Here is a 19013-nt window from a genome sequence, read left to right as displayed (position 1 = left end):
AGCGCCATGGCCCAGGACACCTCCCACGCCAGCGCGCCGCAGGGCGACATCACCCTGATGCGCAACGCCCACGGCCGGCTGGTGCTGCAGCTGCCCGATGGCACGCAGCACGAGGGCGTCACGCCCGTGCGGGCCTTTCCCGTCGCCGCGCCCGACGAGGGCGTGTCGCTGGTCGGCGCCGACGGGCGCGAGATCGCCTGGCTGCCCCGGCTGGGCGGCGTGCCCGCGCCGGTGCAGGCGCTGGTCCGCGAGGAGCTGGCCGCGCGCGAGTTCGTGCCCGTCATCACGCGGCTGGTATCGGTCTCGGGCTTTGCCACGCCCAGCACCTGGCAGGTGGAGACCGACCGCGGCCCGGCCGAGCTGGTGCTCAAGGGCGAGGAGGACATCCGCCGGCTGGACGAGCGCACCCACCTGCTCATCACCGCCAGCGGCGGCCTGCAGTTTCGCGTGCCCGACACCGGTGCGCTGGACCGCGCTTCGCGCAAGCTGCTGGAACGATTCTTGTAGCAGCCCGCGCAGGCCGGGCGCGCGCCGGAGGCCGAAAAAGCCTGGAGCCCCGCCACGGCAGAGCCGGGGGGTAAACGCTTATTTTTGCCCTATCGGCGAAAAAAGGCTTAATTCACCCTTCTTTTTGCCGTTATGGATGTACGACGAGGCGCTGGCTACGACCAGCGCGTTTGCATTCATGCACCGGAGGAACCTCGCCATGCAATTGCCACCCGTTGACCGCTCGACCCAGCCTTGGCGCCCCGCCACGGCGGGCGACCTGTATTCCACGGGCGCGGGCGGAGCCGTACCCGTGCGACCCGTGCAGGCGCCGAACGCGGTCGAGTCCACCGACCGCCTGGGCGAAGGTTCGGTCATCCGCGAACCCGGTCGCCCCAGCGACCCGGACGAGGCCCACCGCGACTGGACCCTGGCCGAGACCAAGAAGGAAGCGCCCGAGCAGCCCGAAGAGCCGCCGCGCGAGCCGCCGCTGTACCAGCAGATGCTGGAGTTCATCCAGTCCATGTGGCGCGCCAGCGGCAGCGCCGTGGAGATGGCGCAGGACATCAACAAGACCACCCTGGCCGAGCGCATGGCCCAGCAGGTCAAGAACGACGCGCCGCTGACCTACGCCGACCCCAAGGTCAAGCGCACAGGCGGCTGACGCCCTGCCTTTGTAGATCGCCATTTGCTACTGAAAAAGCAGCTGCCGGCGCTTGTGCCACGGGCGTTTGAGGCGCTTTTTACTGTATTTCTTGCGTGTTTGCGGGCGGCGCGTTGGCGATGCCCGCGCTGACGTGCCCGGCCGGCACGTGCCGCGCGGCCGAGCTGACGTGGCCGGTTTGGTCGTCGAAGAAGAAGTCGGGCTCGAACTCGCGCAGGAACGGCCCCTTGTCCAGCCCGCCCAGAAACATCGCCTCGTCCACTGCGATGCCCCAGTCCAGCAGCGTGCGCACGGCGCGCTCGTGCGCCGGGGCGCTGCGCGCGGTGACCAGCGCGGTGCGGATGCGCATCTGCGAGGCGTCGGCCTGCTGCTGCAGCCGGTGCAGCGCCGCCAGGAGCGGCTTGAACGGCCCGCCCGCCAGCGGCGTGGCCGCCAGCGAGACCTCGTGCTGCAAGAACGCCGGCAGGCCGCCGTCCTGATAGACCCGCTCGGCCTCGTCGGAAAACAGCACGGCGTCGCCATCAAAGGCGATGCGCACCTCGCGCGGGTAGCGGTCGCCGGCGGGCGTGGCGTCGGTCATCACCCGCGCGGCGGGAAAGCCGATGGACAGGGCTTCGCGCACATCGGCCTCGTTGGCCGACAAAAACAGGTGCGCCCCCAGCGGGCGCAGGTAGGAAAACGGGTTGCGCCCGCGCGTGAACACCCCGCGCTCGATGCGCATGCCCGCCGCCTTGGCCGAGGCAAACACCCGCATGCCGCTGGCCGGGTCGTTGCGCGAGAGCATGACCACCTCCACCCGCTGCGCCTCGGCCGTGTTGAAGTCCAGCAGCTTCCTCACCAGCGAAAACGCAATGCCCGGCCGTGCCGGCTGGTGCACCAGCTCCAGCTGCCGGCGCATGTAGGCCTCTTCGTCGCCCGCCTCGAACAGCCGGTTCTCCTCCTCGAAGTCAAACAGCGCCCGCGACGAAATCGCGACGACCAGCTTGTCACTCAGGGTTGCAGCCATGCAAGGTCTCCAGAGCGCGTCCTGACCAGGGCGGAGCGGCGACCGCCGCGCCACCCGGGCCAGGACCGCCGTGCAAGGGCCGCCCCGCAGCACCGGCGGTGTCCCCCTGCCCGCAATGCGCAGCATTGCGAGAGCGGGGGGAAGCGGCGCAGCCGCTCAGGGGGGTGCCCCTCATTTCACAAACTGGTTCAGCTGAATGATCGGCATCAGCACCGCCAGCACGATCAACATGACGACGAGGCCCATGCCGACGATGAGCAGCGGCTCCAGGATGGTCGCCAGCTGCAGGGCGCGGCGCTGCACCTCGGTGCCCAGCTGGGTGGCGGCGCGGTCCAGCATCTGCGGCAGGCGGCCGGTCTGCTCGCCCAGGCGGGCGAACATGGCCAGCAGGCCGGGAAAGCGCTTTTTCTGCCCCAGGGCCGAGGCCAGCGGCGCGCCCTCGCGCACCAGCGCCAGGGCGTCCAGCGCGTCCGCGCGCAGGGCGCGGTTGTTCAGTGTCTCGGCGGCCGCCTGCAGCGCGCGCAGGATGGGCACGCCGGCGCCGGCCAGCATGGCCAGGGTGCTGGCAAAGCGCGCTGCGTTGTAGCCACGCGCCAGCCGCCCGACCAGCGGCAGGCGCAGCCAGGCACCGTCGAACCTTTCGCGAAAAGCGGGGCGGGACAAGGCTGCGCGCACGCCGGCAGCTATCAATACCAGAGCGCCCAGCAGCGCCCAGCCGTAACTGCGCACAAAGTCGCTCAGCGCCAGCATGGCCACCGTCAGAAACGGCAGGGCGCGCTTGGTGCCGGCAAACACGCTGGCCACCTGCGGCACCACGTAACCCACCAAAAACAGCACGATGACAATGGCCACCACCGTGACGATGGCCGGGTACAGCGCGGCGCCGAGCAGCTTGGCGCGCAGCTGCTGGCGCGCCTCCAGGTCGTCGGCCAGGCGCTCCAGCACCTCGCCCAGGGCGCCGCTGGACTCGCCGGCGCCGATCACGGCGCAGTAGATGTCGGAGAACTCCGGGTGCAGCGCCAGCGCGCGGGCAAAGGGCGCGCCGGCGTTGACCTCGGCGCGCAGCGACGCCACCAGGTGGCGCTGTGGCTGGGTGTCGGCCTCTTCGGCCAGGGCGGTGAGGGCGCGCTCCAGCGGCAGGCCCGACGAGACCAGCCCGGCCAGCTGGCGCGTCCAGATGGCCAGGCCCGTGGCATTGAACACCGGCCGGGTGAACAGCCGCTGCAGCCCGCCCTGGCCGGCGCCGGCGCGGGCATCGGCGGCCAGCGCCTGCACGTCCAGCGGCACCAGCGACTGCGCGCGCAGCAGGCCGCGGGCGGCCTTGGGGGTGTCCGCGTCCACCGTGCCGCGGCGCACGCGGCCTTCGGCGTCCAGGGCTTCAAAGGAATAGGCAGGCATGCGCTAGGAAGGAGGGCGGTGGGACGGCAGGCAGACAGGCGGCAGGCCTGCGATGGTAGCGCCGCTTGCGGCCCGTCTGGGCGCCGCCGCCCGCACCGTGGCTCTCAGGCGTGCGCCTGGGCGGTGAGCTGCAGCGAGCGCAGGCGCAGCTCGGGCTCGTACACGTCCGACACCAGCATGAACTCGTCGGCCTGCGTGCTGCTGGCCAGCGCGCGCAGGCCGGCGCGCACGGTCTCGGGCCCGCCCACCACGCCCACGGCCAGGAAGTCGGCGATCGCCTGGCGCTCCTGGTAGCCCAGGCGCTCCAGGTAGCCGGGCACGGGCGGAGCCAGCAGGCCGCGCTGGCCGGTCAGAATGCCCAGCACGCGCTGATAGGTGCTGCTGGCCAGCAGCTGCGCCTCTTCGTCGGTGGGCGCGGCGATCACCGGCACGCCGATCACCACGTAGGGTTTGGCCAGCACCTTGGAGGGCTTAAACAGCCGGCGGTACAGCTCGATGGCGGCGTGCAGCATGCGCGGCGCGAAGTGCGAGGCAAAGGCGTAGGGCAGGCCCATGTGCGCCGCCAGCTGGGCGGAAAACAGGCTGGAGCCCAGCAGCCAGATGGGCACCTCGGTGCCAGCGCCGGGCGTGGCGATGAGCTTTTGCCCGGCCTCGGCAGGCGCCAGCAGGTGCTGCAGCTCGGCCACGTCGCGCGGGAAGTCTTCCTCGCGCTCCACGCGGTCGCGGCGCAGCGCGCGCATGGTGGCGCCGTCGGTGCCGGGGGCGCGGCCCAGCCCCAGGTCGATGCGGCCGGGGTAGAGCGTGGCCAGCGTGCCGAAGGCCTCGGCCACCACCAGCGGCGCGTGGTTGGGCAGCATGATGCCGCCCGAGCCGACGCGGATGGTCTGCGTGGCCCCGGCGATGTGGCCCACCAGCACGGCGGTGGCGGAGCTGGCGATGCCTGGCATGTTGTGGTGCTCGGCCAGCCAGTAGCGTGCAAAGCCCAGGCCTTCAGCGCACTGCGCGGTGCGCACGGCCAGGTCCAGCGCCTGGGCGGGTGTGCCGCCCTCGCGCACGGCCACCAGGTCCAGAAAGGAAAGCAGGGGAAGGCGGTGTGTCGTCATGGCCGCCATTGTCGGCATGGCGGCCATTTCGTGCTGGCACGGGGCCGGGCACCCGCCACCGCATAGTTGACATTCAGGGGGTGGGCCGGGGCGGTGGCGGGGCGCGATAATTCCGGCTTTTCCACAACTACACCTGCCTGGAAGCGGCACGCAGCGGCCAGCGGACGAGGCAAGCACCATGGGGTTTTTCAGCCGACTGTTCCAACCACGCTCCGACGGGCTGAAGGCCCCGTCCGACTGGTCGTCGCTGCCTGCGGAAGAAGCCAGCGAGCTGGTGCTTTTCGACGAGGAGGCCGGCCGCGTGATGGCGCAGTTCGACATCGACGCGGCCATCGTCGGCCACGAGCGCTGGCTGCCCTGGCTGGGCACGCTGCTGCAGGGCCAGCGCGACGAGCGCCTGCGCGCCGACGTGGTGCAGGACGACCGCTGCTCCGAGCTGGGCCAGTGGCTGCACGACAGCGGCCGGGCGGCGCTGGGGCACTTTCCGGCGTTCGACATGCTGCTGCGCCGCCACCGCTACTTTCACCAGCAGGCCGCCGCCTTCATCATCCATGTGGAGGCCGGCGAGACGGCGCTGGCCGAGCAGGCCTACAAGAGCTGCCAGCACGCCTCGCGCCAGGTGGTGCTGCTGCTCAAGGAGCTGCAGCGCGGCCTGCCGGGCACACGCCGGCGCGCGGCGGCCAAGCGCTAGCTTTTCGGCTGCGCTGGGGGTCGGTGTGGGCGCGCAGGCCGCTCGGTTGTGCTGATGCAAAAATCATAGCTGCTGGCGCTTGACTGGCGCGGGTTTCAGGCTGTTTTCACCCTCAAACCCCCGTGGATCAAGCGCCAGCAGCTCTCTTTTTTGCGCAGCGCACAACGCTAGTCCCGCGTGACGCGCAGCACTTCCTCGGGGCTGGTGATGCCGGCGGCCACCAGGCGCTGGCCGTCCTGGCGCATCAGCGTCATGCCGCCGGCCAGGCCCTGCGTGCGGATGTCGGCCTCGGGCGCGCCGGCGTGGATCTGGGCGCGGATGGCGTCGTCCACCAGCAGCAGCTCGAACACGCCGGTGCGCCCGGCGTAGCCGGTGGCGCCGCAGTGCTCGCAGCCCGCGCCGCTGCACGAGCGGCAGTACTTGCGCACCAGCCGCTGCGCCAGCACGCCCAGCAGCGACGAGGACAGCAGGAACGGCTCCACGCCCATGTCCACCAGCCGCGTGACGGCGCTGGCGGCGTCGTTGGTGTGCAGCGTGGCCAGTACCAGGTGGCCGGTGAGCGAGGCCTGGATGGCAATCTGCGCCGTCTCGAAGTCGCGGATCTCGCCGATCATGATGACGTCCGGGTCCTGGCGCAGGATGGCGCGCAGCGCCTTGGCAAACGTCAGCTCGATCTTCGGGTTGACCTGCGTCTGGCCGACGCCCGGCAGCTCGTATTCGATGGGGTCTTCCACCGTCATGATGTTGCTGCGCGTGGCGTCCAGCCGCGCCAGCGCGCCGTACAGCGTGGTGGTCTTGCCCGAGCCGGTGGGGCCGGTCACCAAGATGATGCCGTGGGGCTGACTGATCAGCTGCTCCATGCGCGCCAGCACCGGGCCCTGCATGCCCACGGACTCCAGGGTCAGGCGCGATTCGCTCTTGTCCAGCAGGCGCAGCACGGCGCGCTCGCCATGGGCGCTGGGCAGGGTGGACACGCGCACGTCGATGGCCCTTGTCCCCAGGCGCAGGCTGATGCGCCCGTCCTGGGGCAGGCGCTTTTCCGAGATGTCCAGGTCGGCCATGATCTTCAGGCGCGAGATCAGCGCCGCGTGCAGCGCGCGGTTGGGCTGCACCACCTCGCGCAGCGTGCCATCCACGCGAAAGCGCACGCTGGAATGGCGCTCGTAGGGCTCGATGTGGATGTCGCTGGCGCCATCGCGCACGGCCTGGGTCAGCAGCGCGTTGAGCATGCGGATGATGGGCGCGTCGCCCGCAGACTCCAGCAGGTCCTCCACCGCGGGCAGCTCCTGCATCATGCGCGAGAGGTCGGCGCCTTCCTCCACCTCGCTGACCACCGTGGCGGCGCTCGATTCGCTTTGCGAATACGCCTGGCTGATGCGCGCGGCCAGGGGCGCGGCCTCCAGCGCCATGAACTGCTGCACCGCGTGCTTGCGCAGCACCTCGCTCAGGGCGCCGGGCGCCGGCCGCGGGCCGTGCCACAGCACGAGCTGGCGGCCGTCGTCCTCCAGCAGCAGCTGATGGGAGCGCGCAAAGGCGTAAGGCAGGGGGTGGCGCATGGCGGCGGGGCAGGCAAAAAGGGCGCGGACTCAGGCGGGCAGCAGGGCAGCGCGCCTCACTGCGGGGCGTAGGGCTGATCGTAGGCAGCGGCGGACGGCAGCGGGCGCACCTCGGGCGCCACCGGCGCCAGCGGGGCAGGCGCCGCGGCCGGGCGGGGCGCGCCCGGCGCCTGCCCGGGGGCGGGCAGGGGCGGCAGCACGGGCGCGTCGGAGACGGCACGCATGACCATGCTGGGCGCCGGCTGGCTGCTTTGCTGCAGCGCGCGGATGGCCTCGTAGCGGTCCACCATCAGCGCGTCGCTGGTGGCGTTGTCGCGAATCACCATGGGCCGCAGAAAGACCATCAGGTTGGTCTTCTCGCGCGTGCGCTTTTCGCTGCGAAACAGGCTGCCCACCAGCGGCAGGTCGCCGGCCAGGGGCACCTTGTCCTGGTTCAGGCCGTAGTTGTCCTCCAGCAGGCCGCCGATCACGATGACGCTGCCGTCGTCCACCAGCACGGTGGACTCGATCGAGCGCTTGCTGGTGGTGGGGCCGTTGACGTTGTTCAGCGTGTTGCCCGCCACCTTGGAGACCTCCTGGTACAGCGTCAGCTTGACAGTGCCGTTCTCGTTGATCTGCGGGCGCACGCGCAGCATCAGGCCCACGTCCTTGCGCTCCACGGTGGTGAAGGGGTTCACGGCGCCGCCGTTGCCGCCGGTGTTGGCGTAGGAGCCGGTCACGAAGGGCACGTTGTCGCCGATGATGATCTGCGCCTCCTCGTTGTCCAGCGTCATCAGGTTGGGCGTGGACAGCACGTTGGCGTCGCCCGTGCCTTCCAGAAAGTTGGCCAGTGCGCCCAGGTAGTACTTGCCGTTGAGGCGCGGGGCCACGGCCAGGTTCATGCCCGGCGCGGGCTTGGCGCCGGCCAGGCTGGACAGGTTGCCCTGGGAGGCACTGGCTGCGGCGATGGCCAAGTCCAGGATGTTGGTGCCGGTGAGGCCGGAGTTGGTGCCCAGCACGCCCAGGGTGCTGCCCATGTGGCCCATCACGCCCTGCCACTGGATGCCGAACTCGGCCACCCGGCTGGCGCGCACCTCCACGATCAGGCTCTCCACCAGCACCTGGGCGCGGCGCCCGTCCAGCTGGTCGATGACGGTACGGATCTGTCGAAACAGCGGCTCGGGCGCCGTGATGATGAGCGAGTTGGTGGTCGGGTCGGCCTGGATGATGCCGCCCGTCGAAGGCTGGCTGGACTGACCCGAGCCGCCGGCCAGCTGCGTGCCCGCGCTCAGCCCGCTCTGGCCGCCGCCCAGGGCGCTCGCGCCCTGCTGGCCCAGGCCGGCGCCGGCCTGCCCCAGCGCGCCCCCCGCGCCGCCGCCCAGGCTGCCGGCGCGCGTGGCCAGCGTGCCGCTGGCGCCGGATGTGTCGCCCCCGCCCCCGCCGCCCGTGCCGCCCGACAGCGCCGCGCGCAGCGTGGTGGCCAGCTTCACGGCGTCGGCGTTCTTCAGATAGACGACGTGGATGTTGCCGCTGGCGGCGCTGGAGCCGGGCGCGGCCGGCTGGTCCAGCTTGGCCACCAGCGAGCGCACCAGCGCCACGCGCGCCGGGTTGGCGGCGCGCACGATGATGGCGTTGCTGCGCGGCTCGGCCAGCAGCGTGGTCTTGAAGGAGGTGTCGCTCTGGCCCTGGGCCGCGGCCGGCGCGGCGCCGGTGGCGCCCCCGCCCTCGATCAGGCGCGCCACCAGCGGCGCCAGCTCGGCGGCCACGGCGTGCTGCAGCGCGATGACTTCCACGTCGCTGGCGTTGGACACGTCCATCGCCGCCACGATGCGCGCCAGGCGCTGCAGGTTGTCGGCGTAGTCGGTGATGACGAGCGAGTTGTTGCCCGGGTTGACGTTGATGGTGTTGTTGGGGCTGATGAGCGGGCGCAGCACCGGCACCAGGTTGGCGGCGTTCTCGAAGTTCAGCTTGAAGATCTGCGTGACGATCTGCCCGCCCGCCGGCGCGCGCCCGGAGCCGCCCTGGGTCACGGTGACGCCGTCGGCCTGCAGCTTGGCGTCGGCCTCGGGCACCACCTTGTACAGGCCGGCGGACTCGACCACCGTAAAGCCCTGCAGCCGCAGCGCCGCCAGGAACTGCTGGAAGGCGGCGGCCGGCGGCACGGCCTTTTCCGTCACCAGGGTCAGCTGGCCCTTCACGCGCGGATCCACCACCACGTTGCGCCCGGTGATGGTGGCCATGGTGCGGGCCACGGCCTCGATGTCGGCGCCGGCGAAGTTCAGCGTCACCGGCTCGCTGGCGCGCACGCTGCCGGTTTGTGCATGAATGGGGGTGCAAAGGCACGCCAGCAAAGCGCTGGCAGCTATCAAATGCAGAGCATTGGTGCGGCCGGGCCGAAAGATCTTGGTGGTCATGAGCAGGCTCTCAGCCCAGGGTGATGACGGAACGCGCGCCGCTGCGCCGCCCGATGATATTCAGAAGATTGGCCAGGGCGCCCTCGCTGCCCGGCGCGGCGCTGGCCTCGCCGGTAAAGCGCAGGCGCTGCCCCACCCACTGGCCGCTGCCCGACAGCAGCAGCGCTCCGTCCAGCGTGGACAGCTGCAGCGTGGGCGCCTCGCCGCCGGTCAGCTGCAGCCGGTAGCTGCCCATGGGCCGCAGGGTGGACAGGCGCGAGGACATGGCCAGCGCGTCCAGCTGCACGCTGCCGGCCAGGCTCAGCCGCCCCTGCGCCCAGGCCAGCGACAGCGCGCGCGTGCCCAGCTGCAGCTGGCCCTCGGGCTGGATGGTGTTCCACGGCGTGCCCAGGCCGGCCAGCACGGCGGCCGGCCACTGGCTGGCGCCGTCGGCCACCTGCAGGCGCAGGGTGCGCCAGCCAAAGCCTGCGTGCAGGCGCAGCGGCGCGGCGCTGGTGCAGCAGTCGGCCGCCAGCTGCACGCGCGCGCCCAGCCAGGCCGGGCGCAGCTGCCAGTGCAGCCGCCCGGGCAGGGCCGACTGGTCGCCGCTGCCGGCGCCGCCGGTGAGCACCAGCTGGGCCGAGCCGTTCCACAGCGTGCCGCGGGCGTCGTGCAGCAGCACCTGGCCGCCGCTGGCGTGCTCTACCCGGGCCGCCAGCCAGCGCGCGGGCGCGGCCAGCACGGCCACGGCCAGCAGCCCCAGGCCCAGGCCGGCGACCGCCCAGCCCCAGGGCGTGCGGGCGCCCGGGTCGGCGGGCGCAAGGCGGCGGGATGGAGACGGTGCGGGCACGGGCGGCAGCAATCAGTCTCAGGGCGCGGGCAGGGCCAGCACCACCGTGCCGCTCCAGGCGGCGTCGGTGCCGGCGTCGCGCGTCAGCTGGGCCTCCAGCGGCACGGCGCGCGCGGCGCTGCGGGCCTGGGCCAGCCAGCGGGCCACGGCCGCGGCCGGCACGGCGCGCAAGGTGACGGTGGCGCGCTCGCCGGCCAGGGCGATCTGCCCGCCCCGGCCCAGGGCCTGGGCCACGCTGGCCTGCAGCGCGGCGCCCGGGCTGCCGCCCTGGGCGCGCGGCGCCTCCTGCAGCTGGCGCGCCTCGGCCTGCAGCAGCTGCATCTGGCGCAGTTGCGCATCGGCCTGGGCGTGGCGTGCGGCAGAGGTCTTCCAGGTGGACCAGGCGGGCGCCAGCAGCAGCCACCAGGCCAGGGCCAGCAGCACCAGGCCGGCCGCGGCCAGCACCAGCGTCTGCTCGCGCGCCGCCAGGCGCGCCCAGTGCGCGCGGGCGGCGGCCAGCGTGGCGGGGCCTTGGTTCTTGTGGGTGTTCTTCATCATGGCTGGCCTGTGGCCGGTGCGGGGCGCACCAGCAGGGCGTCGTCCTGCACGTTGGCGCTGGCCCCCAACGCGGCCAGGCGCTGGCGGGCTTCGTCCAGCTCGGCGTCGGCCAGTTGCACGCCGCGCAGGCGCAGCTCGCCGCTGGCGTATTGCACGGCGGCCGGGGTGGCGCCGGGCGGCATGGCGGCGCCGGCGGCGGCCATCAGCGGCTCCAGGTCGCTGGCCGACAGGCCACCGGCCTGCTGGCGCAGGCGGGCCAGCTCGCGCTCCATCTGCACCGGCGCATCGACCACCACCTGCACTTGCGGGAAGGTCTGGGTCAGCAGGCCGCGGGCGGCAGCCTGCTTGGCGGCGACGACCTGGCGGTCTTGCCAGGCCCACAGGTTCAGGCCGACGACCTGCACCAGCAGGGCCGCGGCCAGGCCCCAGCGGGCGGCGCGCCACTGCGGCGCGCGCAAAAAGGCATTGGCGGCGGCGGCGGCCCGGCGCAGGGCGCGCTTGCGGCCGCTGCTGGCCAGGTCGAGCTGCGCCAGGTCCCACGGGCCGCGGGCGGCGGCCAGCAGGCGCTGGGCGGCCGGCTGCATGGCCACGCGGCGCGGCGCCAGCAGGCGCTCGGCCAGCGCCACCACGGCGGGCTCGGCGCGCACGGGCGGCGCATCGTCGGCGGGCGGGGCCAGCAGGGCCGGCGCGGCGGCCAGCGGCAGCACGGCCACGGCCTGCTGCTCGCCCTGGCCCGCCAGCACCAGCTGGGCGTCCTCGGGGGTGCCCAGCACGGTGATCTCGGGCTGTCCGCTGGCCGTGGGGCCGGGGGCGAATTCGGGTACCACGCGATCGGCCGGGCGGCCGGCGGCCTCCAGCGCCTGCAGGGCGCTGCGCAGCCAGGCGCGGTCGCACACGGCCACCCAGGCAGGCGCGCCGGACTGTGCGCCGGGCGCGAGGGCAAAGTGCAGCGTGGCAGGGTCGTCCAGCAGGTGTTCTTCCAGCAGCCCTTCGAGCACGGCGCGCACGCGCGCGGCCTGGGCCAGGGCGCCAGGAGGCAAGGTGACGCGCTGCCAGGACAGGGCGCGCGCCGGCACCACGGCCACGATCTCGCCGGCACGGCCGGGGCCGGGCAGCAGCGCGGCGCTGGCGCTGGCGTGGCGGGTGACGGCGTGGCCGTCGCTGGACAGCACGTAGCCGTAGCGGTCGGCAGCTTCGGGCGCGGCCAGGGGCAGGGTGATGACGAGGGTGCTCATGGCGCGGGGGTTGGCGGCGCATTGTAGGGGCCGGCCCCCGGTGCGGCGGCCGCGGCGGGCAGGGCGCCGCGCTCGCGCCACAGGGTGCGCACGTCGCCGCGCTGCTTGAGCACCAGCGAGCGCTCCTGCACCACCGCGCCGTCCAGGCGCAGCTGGCCGCGCACCTCGAAGTACTGCGAGGCCACCGTGTGCGTGGCCGGGGTGATGGCATTGCCGGCGTTGCCCAGCAGCTTGGCGGCGTCGGCTTCGCTTTTGAAGTGCTGGCGCTCGCGCGACTGCACCAGCTGCTGGGCCTGGGCCATGGACAGGCCGTCGCCACTGGCCCACAGCACTACGGCGCCGGCGGTGTTCAGGTTGACCTTGGTGCGCACGGGCAGCAGCGTGACGTAGGGCGCGAGCTGCTCGACCACGGCCGGCGCCAGGCCCCACCAGGTCAGCTGCGCGGCGTTTTGCGGCAGCAGCGGCACGTTGGCCGCGTCGCCCTCGGCGGACACGGCCTGCACCATCTGGCGGGCCAGGCCGTCGAGTTGCGGGGCGGGCAGGCCCAGGTATTCGAACAGCCGGGCGAACTGGCGCAGCGCCACCGGCTCCACCTGGTTGTCCTGCACCAGGTTGCGCAGGTTGAGCAGCGCCTGCTGGTCGCTGATCTGGCCGGACAGGAAGGCGTCGGCGGTGTCGGTGCTGGCGTCCTCCACCTGGGCGACGTTGCGGTTGGCCGCCAGGAAGGTGGACAGGCGCGCCTCGGCCAGCGGCACCGACCAGGGCTCGGTCAGGTTGTCGGTGCCGTCGCCGGTGCGCGCCAGCGAGTCCTCGCGCAGGATCAGGCGCGACCAGTCCAGCGCACCGACCAATATCCAGGCCGACTGCACGCGGGCGCGCTCGGCCGTCTCCACCTCGCCGGCGCGCCACTGCTGCCACAGCGCGGCAGCGGCAAAGCTGGCCACCAGCGTCACCGTGAGCATGGCCAGCAGCAGGGCGGCGCCCTTGTGTGCCTTATGCACCCGCGTTTTCTGCCTCACGACTTGCCGCCCCCCAGCAGCGGGTTGGCCCAGTCGCGCACGATGGTGCCGGCCAGCGCCCCGCCCGGCGCCAGCGTGAGCTGCAGGCGCACGCCCTCGGGGATGCGCGCCGAGGCGTCGTTCAGGTCGCCCACGGCGCGGGGCTGGCCGCTGCCTGCGCCGCTGGACTGGGCGTTGGCCCAGGCGCCGCCGCGAAAGTAAAACAGCTGCCAGCCGGCCAGCGGCAGCAGCACCGTCTCGCCGCGGCGCTCGGCCTGGCCGGGCGTGCGGGCCCACACGGCGGCCTGCTGCCAGGCGCCGGCCCATTCGGCACGCGTGCGCACCGGCGCCGACTGCCAGCGCAGCCAGCGCGGCCCCGCCTCGGTGTTGCGCTGCGCCCAGGCCACCACCAGCGCGCCCTCTTCAGGCAGGCGGGTGCTGCGCCGCGTCATCCGCAGCACCTGGCCATCCCAGGCGATGGGCTCGGTGTGGGCGATGGGCTGCAGCGCATCCAGGTCGGCCGACCACTGCGCCAGCACCGTCTGCAGCACCAGCAGCTCGTCGGCGCGCGCGCGCGTGACCTCCTGCGAGCGCACCATGCCATCCAGCCCGCGCCAGCTGACGATGGCCAGCAGCGCCATCACCGCAATCGCCACCAGCAGCTCGATCAATGTGAAGCCGCTGGAGGTACGCGACCGCCGGCTCTTAGTCAGGAGGCCGCGGAGCAGGCCATACCAGCGGACGCCGTGGATCTGGCTGCGCCAGTCCACCAGCGTCGTCCCCCCTCGGGGGGAAGGCGCGCAGCGCCTCAGGGGGGGCATCTTCTAGTACCTCCCCACGATGGTGGACAGGCGCAGCACCGGGTACCGCTCCTCGGTCACCTGCGCATCCACGCGGCGGAACTGCGGGTTGGGCGTGGGCGAGGTGATTACGGCCACGCCGTACTGCCGCCCGGCCTGCTCGCAGGTGCCCGAGGCGTCGCCGATGGAGGGCAGCTGCCGCGCCAGGCGCACGCGCACCAGCTCGTTTTCGGCGCACAGGTGGGCCAGCACCACGTCGGTCTGGCGCGCGGCGCTGCGCGTGAGGGCCGAGGTCGCCTGCAGCCCGGCCATGAGGGCAATGGCCACGATGGCCAACGCCACCAGCACCTCCACCAGAGTGAAGCCGTACGCACTGCGGCGGCGGCCGTTGCAGGGCAGGCGCCGGGTCATTGCAGGGTCTGCACGGCAAATGGCCGCAGCCCGTCCGTGGCGACGGCCACGGCGCGCCCGGGGTGCGCCTGGTTGACCAGCACCACCTGCTGCGCGCCAATCAGGGGCTCCGGCCCCAGCCACAGCGCGCCCGCACCGCCCTGCACGCCGGTGCCCGCGTCCAGCCAGGTGCGGGGCGCGCCCGCCGGGCCGGGCAGGCCGTCGAAGCGAAAGCTCCCCCTTTCCGCGCGCCAGCGCACCGGCGCCCCGGAGGCGCGCGACTGCGCCCGTGCGCCTTCCAGCAGCGCGGCCAGGCGCTCGCCCTCGCGCTGCAGCTGGGTGTCGCCGCTGTCGCGCAGCGCAAAGCCGACGCCGGCCGTGGCCAGGGCGATGATGGACAGCACGACCAGCAGTTCGAGCAAGGTAAACCCCCCAGACCAGGGAGCACCCCCCCGAGCCGCTTCGCGTCTTCCCCCCTCTCTCGCTGCGCGGGAGAAAGGGCGACGCCAGCGGACTGGCAGAGCCAGATCCGCGGCGTCCGCTGGCACAGGGCGCACGCATGTCATGTCTAGGCTATGAGGTCAGGCCACGCAGGATGAAGAGGTTTCGCCGCCGGGCCGCCCCAAGGCGAAGCGCGGCCCCCTCGGGGGGCAGGGAAGTACACGCAGTGAACGACCGTGGGGGCCCTGTTTCGCCGCCGGGCCGCCCCAAGGCGAAACGCGGCCCCCTCGGGGGGCAGGGAGTACACGCAGTGAACGACCGTGGGGGCTCCATTCACTGCCAACTGCCGATGTCGGCATCCTTGCCTTCGCCCCCGGACTGGCCGTCTGCGCCGAAGCTCATCACGTCCACCTCGCCCTTGATGCCGGGGTTGAGGTACTGGTAGGGGCGGCCCCACGGGTCGTTGGGCAGCTTTTCCAGGTAGGGGCGCCAGTTGTTCGGCGCCGGGCCGGCCGAGGGACGGGCGATCAGGGCCTGCAGGCCTTGCTCGGCCGTGGGGTAGCGCTGGTTGTCCAGCCGGTAGAGTTTGAGCGCCTGCATGATGTTGGTGATGTCGGTGCGCGCGGCAGTGCTGCGCGCGTCGTCGGCGCGGTCCAGCACGTTGGGCACGATGAGCGCGGCCAGCACGCCGATGATGACCAGCACCACCATCAGCTCGATCAGGGTGAAGCCTGCGGCGAGGCGGCGGCGTGCGGAGCGCGCCAGGCGGCGGGGCAGGGCGGGAAGGGGCAGCGCCCGGGGGCGGCGGATCAGGTGGGGCATAGCCGGGCAATGATAAATAATCGCGCGATGGTGACACACACATTGCGCGCCCCCGGCGGCGGCTCCTGGGCCCCGCGCCTGACCACGCTGGCGCTGTGGGCTGCGGCCGGCGCCGCCGCCCTGTACTGGGCGCTGGCCCTGTCGGCGCAGCCGGCGGGACCGGTGCCGGCCACGCTGCCGGCCGCTCCGCAGGCCGACGCGCAGGCGGTGGCGCGCCTGCTGGGCGCGGGCGTGCACGTGGCGGCAGTGCAGCAGTCCGCGGCGCCGGCAGCGCCCGGCCGCTTCGTGCTGCAGGGCGTGCTGGCGGGCACGACCAGCGGCCATGGCGCGGCGCTGGTCAGCGTGGATGGGCAGCCGCCCAAGCCTGTGCGCGTGGGCGCCTCGGTGGAGCCGGGCCTGGTGCTGCAGTCGCTGTCGCGGCGCGAGGCGCGCCTGGGACCGTCGCTGGACGGTGCGACCACGGTGACGCTGCAGATGCCGCTGGGCGGCAGACCTTAAATATCCTCAGGGGGCGGCAGCGGCGCCACCGTCCAGCCGCCACAGGGCGGAGCCGCGGTGGGCCAGTCCTGCGCGCGCGGGGCGCGGCCCGGGCCGTGGGCCAGCAGCCAGGCCACGCAGCGCGCCACGCCGGCATGGGTGATCCAGACCACGTCGCTCGAGGGCAGCCGGCGCGCGTCCTGCAGCGCCTGCCACACGCGCTGCAGCATGGCCTGCAGGGCTTCGCCGCCGCCCGGGGCGTACGTGTGCAGCTGGCCGGCCCAGGCGTCGAGGGCGCTGCGGTCGATGGCGTGCCAGGCCTGGCCCTCCCAGCAGCCGAAGTCCAGCTCCATGATGCGCGGCTCGGGTTTGGGCATCAAATCGGGCCTCAGCCCTTGCAGGTCAAGCGCCAGCAGCTCACATCTTTGTAGCGGAGAGTGCCAGACGGCAACGCCCCCGGCTGGCAGGGCCCGGGCCAGCGCCTGGGCGGCGAAGCGGCTGGCGGCAGGGTCGGCGGGTACATCCAGGCGCCCATAGCAGATGCCGGGCGCCACCTGGGGCTGGGCGTGGCGCACCAGCCACAGGCGGGTGGCCGTCACGCCGCTGCCTGCCGGGCCAGGGCCACGGCCGCACCCAGATAGAAACCCAGCTCGGCCAGTTGCTGCGATGCGCCCAGGCAGTCGCCGGTAAAGCCCTGCAATCGCCGCACGAAGCGCCAATGCATCCACCCCGCGCCAGCCGCGCTGCCCAGCAGCGCCGCGGCGGCGACGCCCGCGCCCAAAAGCCACACCACCAGCAGCAGCGGCGGCAGCGCCCACAGGGCGGCCGTGGCCAGTGCCCGGCCGGCGATGCGGTCGGCCAGCGGCTTGCTTTTGGAGGTGGCGCTGTCGCCCACGTGCGGCAGGGCGCGGATGGTCAACAGCGGCCACAGGCGCGACAGCGGATGCGCCCCGGCCAGTGCCACCACGGCCGCCAGCAGGCCGTGGCCAGAAAGCTGGGCCAGCAGCGCCAGCTTGGTGAGCAGCGCCAGGACCAGCGCCATGGCACCAAAGGCGCCGATGCGCGAATCCTTCATGATCTCCAGCGCCCGCTCGGCCGTGTAGGCGCCACCCAGGCCGTCGGCCACGTCGGCCAGGCCGTCCTCGTGAAAGCCCCCGGTCATGAGCAGCGTGGCAGCGGTGGACAGCGCCGCCGCCACCGCCCCGGCCAGCGGCCCGCCCCCCAGCGTCTGGTACACCGCCGCGTACACGCCCAGCGCCAGCAGGCCCACGAGCCAGCCCACGCCCGGAAAGTGCCCGCTGCTGGCGCGCAGCAGCGCCGGGCTGTAGCCCACCCAGGCCGCCAGCCGGCCGGTGACGGGCACGCGGGTGAAGAACTGCACGGCCAGCAGGTAGTGGCGCAGGGCGTTCTTCAGCATGGGTATTGCTTGCTATTGAAAGAGTAGCTGCTAGCGCTTGATTGGCGTGCGTTAAAGCCCGATTTGATGCTCAATCCATCAAGCGCCATTGGCCTGCAGGAACAGGCGGTAGGCGGGGTTGTCCGTCTCTTCCACCCAGGGGTAGCCCAGGGTGTGCAGGAAGGCGTCGAAGGCGGCGGCCTCGCCCGGCGGCACCTGCATGCCCACGAGGATGCGGCCGTAGTCCGCGCCCTGGTTGCGGTAGTGAAACAGCGAGATGTTCCAGGTCGGCTGCATCAGGCTGAGAAACTTGAACAGCGCGCCCGGACGCTCGGGGAAGGTGAAGCGCATCAGCCGCTCGTCGCGCGCCAGGTGGGCGTGGCCGCCGACCAGGTGGCGCAGGTGCTCCTTTGCCAGCTCGTCGTGCGTCAGGTCAAGTGCGGCAAAACCCGTCTTGTGGAAAGCGCGGGCGATCTTTTCCGATTCGCCGCGGCCGTGGGTGGACAGGCCGACGAAGACGTGCGCGCGCTGCGGGTGGCTGATGCGGTAGTTGAACTCGGTCACGCTGCGCGGGCCGCCCGGCAGGGCGCCCACCACCTCGCAAAAGCGGCGGAAGGATCCGCGCTCCTCGGGGATGGTGACGGCAAACAGGGCTTCCTTTTCCTCGCCCACGTCGGCGCGCTCGGCCACGAAGCGCAGCCGGTCGAAGTTCATGTTGGCGCCCGACAGGATGGCCGCGTAGGTCTGGCCGCGCGTCTTGTGCCGGGCCACGTAGGCCTTCAGGCCGGCCAGGGCCAGCGCGCCGGCCGGCTCGACGATGCTGCGGGTGTCGGCAAAGATGTCCTTGATGGCGGCGCACACGGCGTCCGTGTCCACCGTGACGTAGTCGTCCACCAGCTCGTGGGCGATGCGGAAGGTCTCCTCGCCCACCAGCTTGACGGCCGTGCCGTCGGAAAACAGGCCCACGTCGGCCAGCTGCACGCGCTGGTGCGCGCGAGCAGACTGCACCATGGCGTCGGAGTCGCTCATCTGCACGCCGATCACCCGGATCTGCGGGCGCACGGCCTTGATGTAGTTGGCCACGCCGGCGATCAGCCCGCCCCCGCCGATGCCCACGAACACGGCGTCCAGGTGCCCGCCCAGCTGCTGCACCTGGCGCAGGATTTCCATGGCCACGGTGCCCTGGCCGGCGATCACGTCCGGGTCGTCGAAGGGGTGAACGAAGGTCAGGCCCTCATCGGCCTGCAGGCGGACCGCGTGCTCATAGGCGTCGGAGTAGCTGTCGCCGGCCAGCACCACCTCGCCGCCCAGGGTCTTCACGGCGTCGATCTTCACCTGCGGCGTGGTGGTGGGCATGACCACCACGGCGCGCGTGCCCAGCTTGGCCGCGCTCATGGCCACGCCCTGGGCATGGTTGCCGGCCGAGGCGCAGATCACGCCGCGCGCCAGCTGCTCGGGCGGCAGCTGGGCCATCTTGTTGTAGGCGCCGCGCAGCTTGAAGCTGAACACGGGCTGCTGGTCCTCGCGCTTGAGCAGCACCTTGTTGTGCAGCCGGCGCGACAGGGCGCGGGCGGGCTGCAGGTCCGTCTCCACCGCCACGTCGTACACGCGGGCGTTGAGGATCTTGGTCAGGTAGTCAAACGGGGTCAGGGGCTGGGTCATGGCGACGGGAGGGCGGCTGCAGCAGATGCTGCGCCGCAGCAGACTGGGCACGGGGCGCCCATCATAGTGGCCGGACACGAGGGCGCGCGGGGCAAAAAAAAGCCCCGGACGGTGAGGTCCGGGGCTGAA

General features: G+C 72.7%; 20 protein-coding genes. 4 read left to right on the top strand and 16 right to left on the bottom strand.

Annotated elements, in window-relative coordinates:
• The first annotated feature begins 6 nt into the window (after positions 1 to 6).
• Positions 7 to 507, top strand: coding sequence for a cyanophycin metabolism-associated DUF1854 family protein (locus tag C7H73_RS14620; protein WP_106847323.1), 501 nt, complete (start codon positions 7 to 9; stop codon positions 505 to 507).
• A 199-nt stretch (positions 508 to 706) separates the two neighbouring features.
• Positions 707 to 1150: a hypothetical protein gene (locus C7H73_RS14615; RefSeq protein WP_106847701.1), complete on the top strand. Its 444-nt coding sequence runs from the start codon at positions 707 to 709 to the stop codon at positions 1148 to 1150.
• 79 nt (positions 1151 to 1229) lie between these two features.
• On the opposite strand, the gene C7H73_RS14610 is transcribed toward C7H73_RS14615, so the two are convergent.
• From C7H73_RS14610 to C7H73_RS14595, 3 genes are all read right to left on the bottom strand, one after another.
• Positions 1230 to 2156, bottom strand: a complete 927-nt coding sequence (locus tag C7H73_RS14610; RefSeq protein ID WP_106847322.1) for a 5'-nucleotidase — start codon at positions 2154 to 2156, stop codon at positions 1230 to 1232.
• Between the two features lie 171 nt (positions 2157 to 2327).
• The gene (gene gspF, locus C7H73_RS14600) at positions 2328 to 3554 is read right to left on the bottom strand and encodes a type II secretion system inner membrane protein GspF (protein ID WP_106847321.1); all 1227 of its coding nucleotides are present in this window, start codon (positions 3552 to 3554) and stop codon (positions 2328 to 2330) included.
• 104 nt (positions 3555 to 3658) lie between these two features.
• On the bottom strand, positions 3659 to 4657 hold the full coding sequence (locus C7H73_RS14595) for an LLM class flavin-dependent oxidoreductase (RefSeq protein WP_106847700.1): 999 nt from the start codon (positions 4655 to 4657) through the stop codon (positions 3659 to 3661).
• 178 nt (positions 4658 to 4835) lie between these two features.
• Between C7H73_RS14595 and C7H73_RS14590 the strand changes: the two genes are divergently transcribed.
• Positions 4836 to 5348 carry a CZB domain-containing protein gene (locus C7H73_RS14590; protein WP_106847320.1) on the top strand — a complete coding sequence of 171 codons (513 nt, stop codon included), beginning with the start codon at positions 4836 to 4838 and terminating at the stop codon, positions 5346 to 5348.
• A 167-nt stretch (positions 5349 to 5515) separates the two neighbouring features.
• Here C7H73_RS14590 and C7H73_RS14585 read toward each other — a convergent pair whose 3' ends face one another.
• From C7H73_RS14585 to gspG, 10 genes are all read right to left on the bottom strand, one after another.
• Positions 5516 to 6904 carry a GspE/PulE family protein gene (locus C7H73_RS14585; protein WP_106847319.1) on the bottom strand — a complete coding sequence of 463 codons (1389 nt, stop codon included), beginning with the start codon at positions 6902 to 6904 and terminating at the stop codon, positions 5516 to 5518.
• 56 nt (positions 6905 to 6960) lie between these two features.
• Positions 6961 to 9297, bottom strand: coding sequence for a type II secretion system secretin GspD (gene gspD / locus C7H73_RS14580; RefSeq protein WP_106847318.1), 2337 nt, complete (start codon positions 9295 to 9297; stop codon positions 6961 to 6963).
• A 10-nt stretch (positions 9298 to 9307) separates the two neighbouring features.
• Positions 9308 to 10135: a type II secretion system protein N gene (gene gspN / locus C7H73_RS14575; RefSeq protein WP_405124795.1), complete on the bottom strand. Its 828-nt coding sequence runs from the start codon at positions 10133 to 10135 to the stop codon at positions 9308 to 9310.
• 9 nt (positions 10136 to 10144) lie between these two features.
• Positions 10145 to 10663, bottom strand: coding sequence for a type II secretion system protein GspM (gspM, locus tag C7H73_RS14570; protein WP_106847317.1), 519 nt, complete (start codon positions 10661 to 10663; stop codon positions 10145 to 10147).
• Positions 10660 to 11898, bottom strand: coding sequence for a type II secretion system protein GspL (gene gspL / locus C7H73_RS14565; RefSeq protein WP_106847316.1), 1239 nt, complete (start codon positions 11896 to 11898; stop codon positions 10660 to 10662). The genes gspM and gspL overlap by 4 nt, the downstream gene beginning before the upstream one ends.
• Positions 11895 to 12860 carry a type II secretion system minor pseudopilin GspK gene (gene gspK, locus C7H73_RS14560; protein WP_106847698.1) on the bottom strand — a complete coding sequence of 322 codons (966 nt, stop codon included), beginning with the start codon at positions 12858 to 12860 and terminating at the stop codon, positions 11895 to 11897. Before gspK ends, gspL begins: the two co-directional genes overlap by 4 nt.
• Before the next feature lie 53 nt (positions 12861 to 12913).
• A complete protein-coding gene (locus C7H73_RS14555; RefSeq protein ID WP_405124769.1) occupies positions 12914 to 13567 on the bottom strand; it encodes a PulJ/GspJ family protein in 654 nt (217 codons plus the stop codon).
• 153 nt (positions 13568 to 13720) lie between these two features.
• On the bottom strand, positions 13721 to 14107 hold the full coding sequence (gene gspI, locus C7H73_RS14550; RefSeq protein ID WP_106847314.1) for a type II secretion system minor pseudopilin GspI: 387 nt from the start codon (positions 14105 to 14107) through the stop codon (positions 13721 to 13723).
• Positions 14104 to 14652 carry a pilus assembly FimT family protein gene (locus C7H73_RS14545; protein ID WP_106847313.1) on the bottom strand — a complete coding sequence of 183 codons (549 nt, stop codon included), beginning with the start codon at positions 14650 to 14652 and terminating at the stop codon, positions 14104 to 14106. The genes gspI and C7H73_RS14545 overlap by 4 nt, the downstream gene beginning before the upstream one ends.
• Before the next feature lie 208 nt (positions 14653 to 14860).
• The gene (gene gspG / locus C7H73_RS14540) at positions 14861 to 15349 is read right to left on the bottom strand and encodes a type II secretion system major pseudopilin GspG (protein ID WP_106847312.1); all 489 of its coding nucleotides are present in this window, start codon (positions 15347 to 15349) and stop codon (positions 14861 to 14863) included.
• Positions 15350 to 15376: 27 nt separating this feature from the next.
• Here gspG and C7H73_RS14535 point away from each other — a divergent pair, with 27 nt between their 5' ends.
• The gene (locus tag C7H73_RS14535; RefSeq protein ID WP_106847311.1) at positions 15377 to 15847 is read left to right on the top strand and encodes a type II secretion system protein N; all 471 of its coding nucleotides are present in this window, start codon (positions 15377 to 15379) and stop codon (positions 15845 to 15847) included.
• On the opposite strand, the gene C7H73_RS14530 is transcribed toward C7H73_RS14535, so the two are convergent.
• From C7H73_RS14530 to ilvA, 3 genes are all read right to left on the bottom strand, one after another.
• Positions 15844 to 16425, bottom strand: coding sequence for a histidine phosphatase family protein (locus tag C7H73_RS14530; protein ID WP_106847310.1), 582 nt, complete (start codon positions 16423 to 16425; stop codon positions 15844 to 15846). The two genes, C7H73_RS14535 and C7H73_RS14530, sit on opposite strands and share 4 nt — an antisense overlap.
• On the bottom strand, positions 16422 to 17243 hold the full coding sequence (locus C7H73_RS14525) for an adenosylcobinamide-GDP ribazoletransferase (protein WP_106847309.1): 822 nt from the start codon (positions 17241 to 17243) through the stop codon (positions 16422 to 16424). Before C7H73_RS14525 ends, C7H73_RS14530 begins: the two co-directional genes overlap by 4 nt.
• Positions 17244 to 17321: 78 nt before the next feature.
• Positions 17322 to 18884 (bottom strand): threonine ammonia-lyase, biosynthetic, encoded by a 1563-nt coding sequence (ilvA, locus tag C7H73_RS14520; protein ID WP_106847697.1) that lies wholly within the window; start codon positions 18882 to 18884, stop codon positions 17322 to 17324.
• Positions 18885 to 19013: the final 129 nt, after the last annotated feature.

Origin of the sequence: Pulveribacter suum, from assembly GCF_003013695.1 — a bacterium.
GTDB lineage: Bacteria > Pseudomonadota > Gammaproteobacteria > Burkholderiales > Burkholderiaceae_C > Melaminivora > Melaminivora suum.
Note: the sequence above shows the minus strand (reverse complement) of the source record. Positions and strands in the feature narration are given on the sequence as shown.

Coding starts and splice junctions, on each gene's coding strand:
- C7H73_RS14620 (WP_106847323.1), top strand. CDS start 7: ATGGCCCAGGACACCTCCCACGCCAGCGCGCCGCAGGGCGACATCACC.
- C7H73_RS14615 (WP_106847701.1), top strand. CDS start 707: ATGCAATTGCCACCCGTTGACCGCTCGACCCAGCCTTGGCGCCCCGCC.
- C7H73_RS14610 (WP_106847322.1), bottom strand. CDS start 2,156: ATGGCTGCAACCCTGAGTGACAAGCTGGTCGTCGCGATTTCGTCGCGG.
- gspF (WP_106847321.1), bottom strand. CDS start 3,554: ATGCCTGCCTATTCCTTTGAAGCCCTGGACGCCGAAGGCCGCGTGCGC.
- C7H73_RS14595 (WP_106847700.1), bottom strand. CDS start 4,657: ATGACGACACACCGCCTTCCCCTGCTTTCCTTTCTGGACCTGGTGGCC.
- C7H73_RS14590 (WP_106847320.1), top strand. CDS start 4,836: ATGGGGTTTTTCAGCCGACTGTTCCAACCACGCTCCGACGGGCTGAAG.
- C7H73_RS14585 (WP_106847319.1), bottom strand. CDS start 6,904: ATGCGCCACCCCCTGCCTTACGCCTTTGCGCGCTCCCATCAGCTGCTG.
- gspD (WP_106847318.1), bottom strand. CDS start 9,297: ATGACCACCAAGATCTTTCGGCCCGGCCGCACCAATGCTCTGCATTTG.
- gspM (WP_106847317.1), bottom strand. CDS start 10,663: ATGATGAAGAACACCCACAAGAACCAAGGCCCCGCCACGCTGGCCGCC.
- gspL (WP_106847316.1), bottom strand. CDS start 11,898: ATGAGCACCCTCGTCATCACCCTGCCCCTGGCCGCGCCCGAAGCTGCC.
- gspK (WP_106847698.1), bottom strand. CDS start 12,860: ATGCTCACGGTGACGCTGGTGGCCAGCTTTGCCGCTGCCGCGCTGTGG.
- gspI (WP_106847314.1), bottom strand. CDS start 14,107: ATGACCCGGCGCCTGCCCTGCAACGGCCGCCGCCGCAGTGCGTACGGC.
- C7H73_RS14545 (WP_106847313.1), bottom strand. CDS start 14,652: ATGACATGCGTGCGCCCTGTGCCAGCGGACGCCGCGGATCTGGCTCTG.
- gspG (WP_106847312.1), bottom strand. CDS start 15,349: ATGCCCCACCTGATCCGCCGCCCCCGGGCGCTGCCCCTTCCCGCCCTG.
- C7H73_RS14535 (WP_106847311.1), top strand. CDS start 15,377: ATGGTGACACACACATTGCGCGCCCCCGGCGGCGGCTCCTGGGCCCCG.
- C7H73_RS14525 (WP_106847309.1), bottom strand. CDS start 17,243: ATGCTGAAGAACGCCCTGCGCCACTACCTGCTGGCCGTGCAGTTCTTC.
- ilvA (WP_106847697.1), bottom strand. CDS start 18,884: ATGACCCAGCCCCTGACCCCGTTTGACTACCTGACCAAGATCCTCAAC.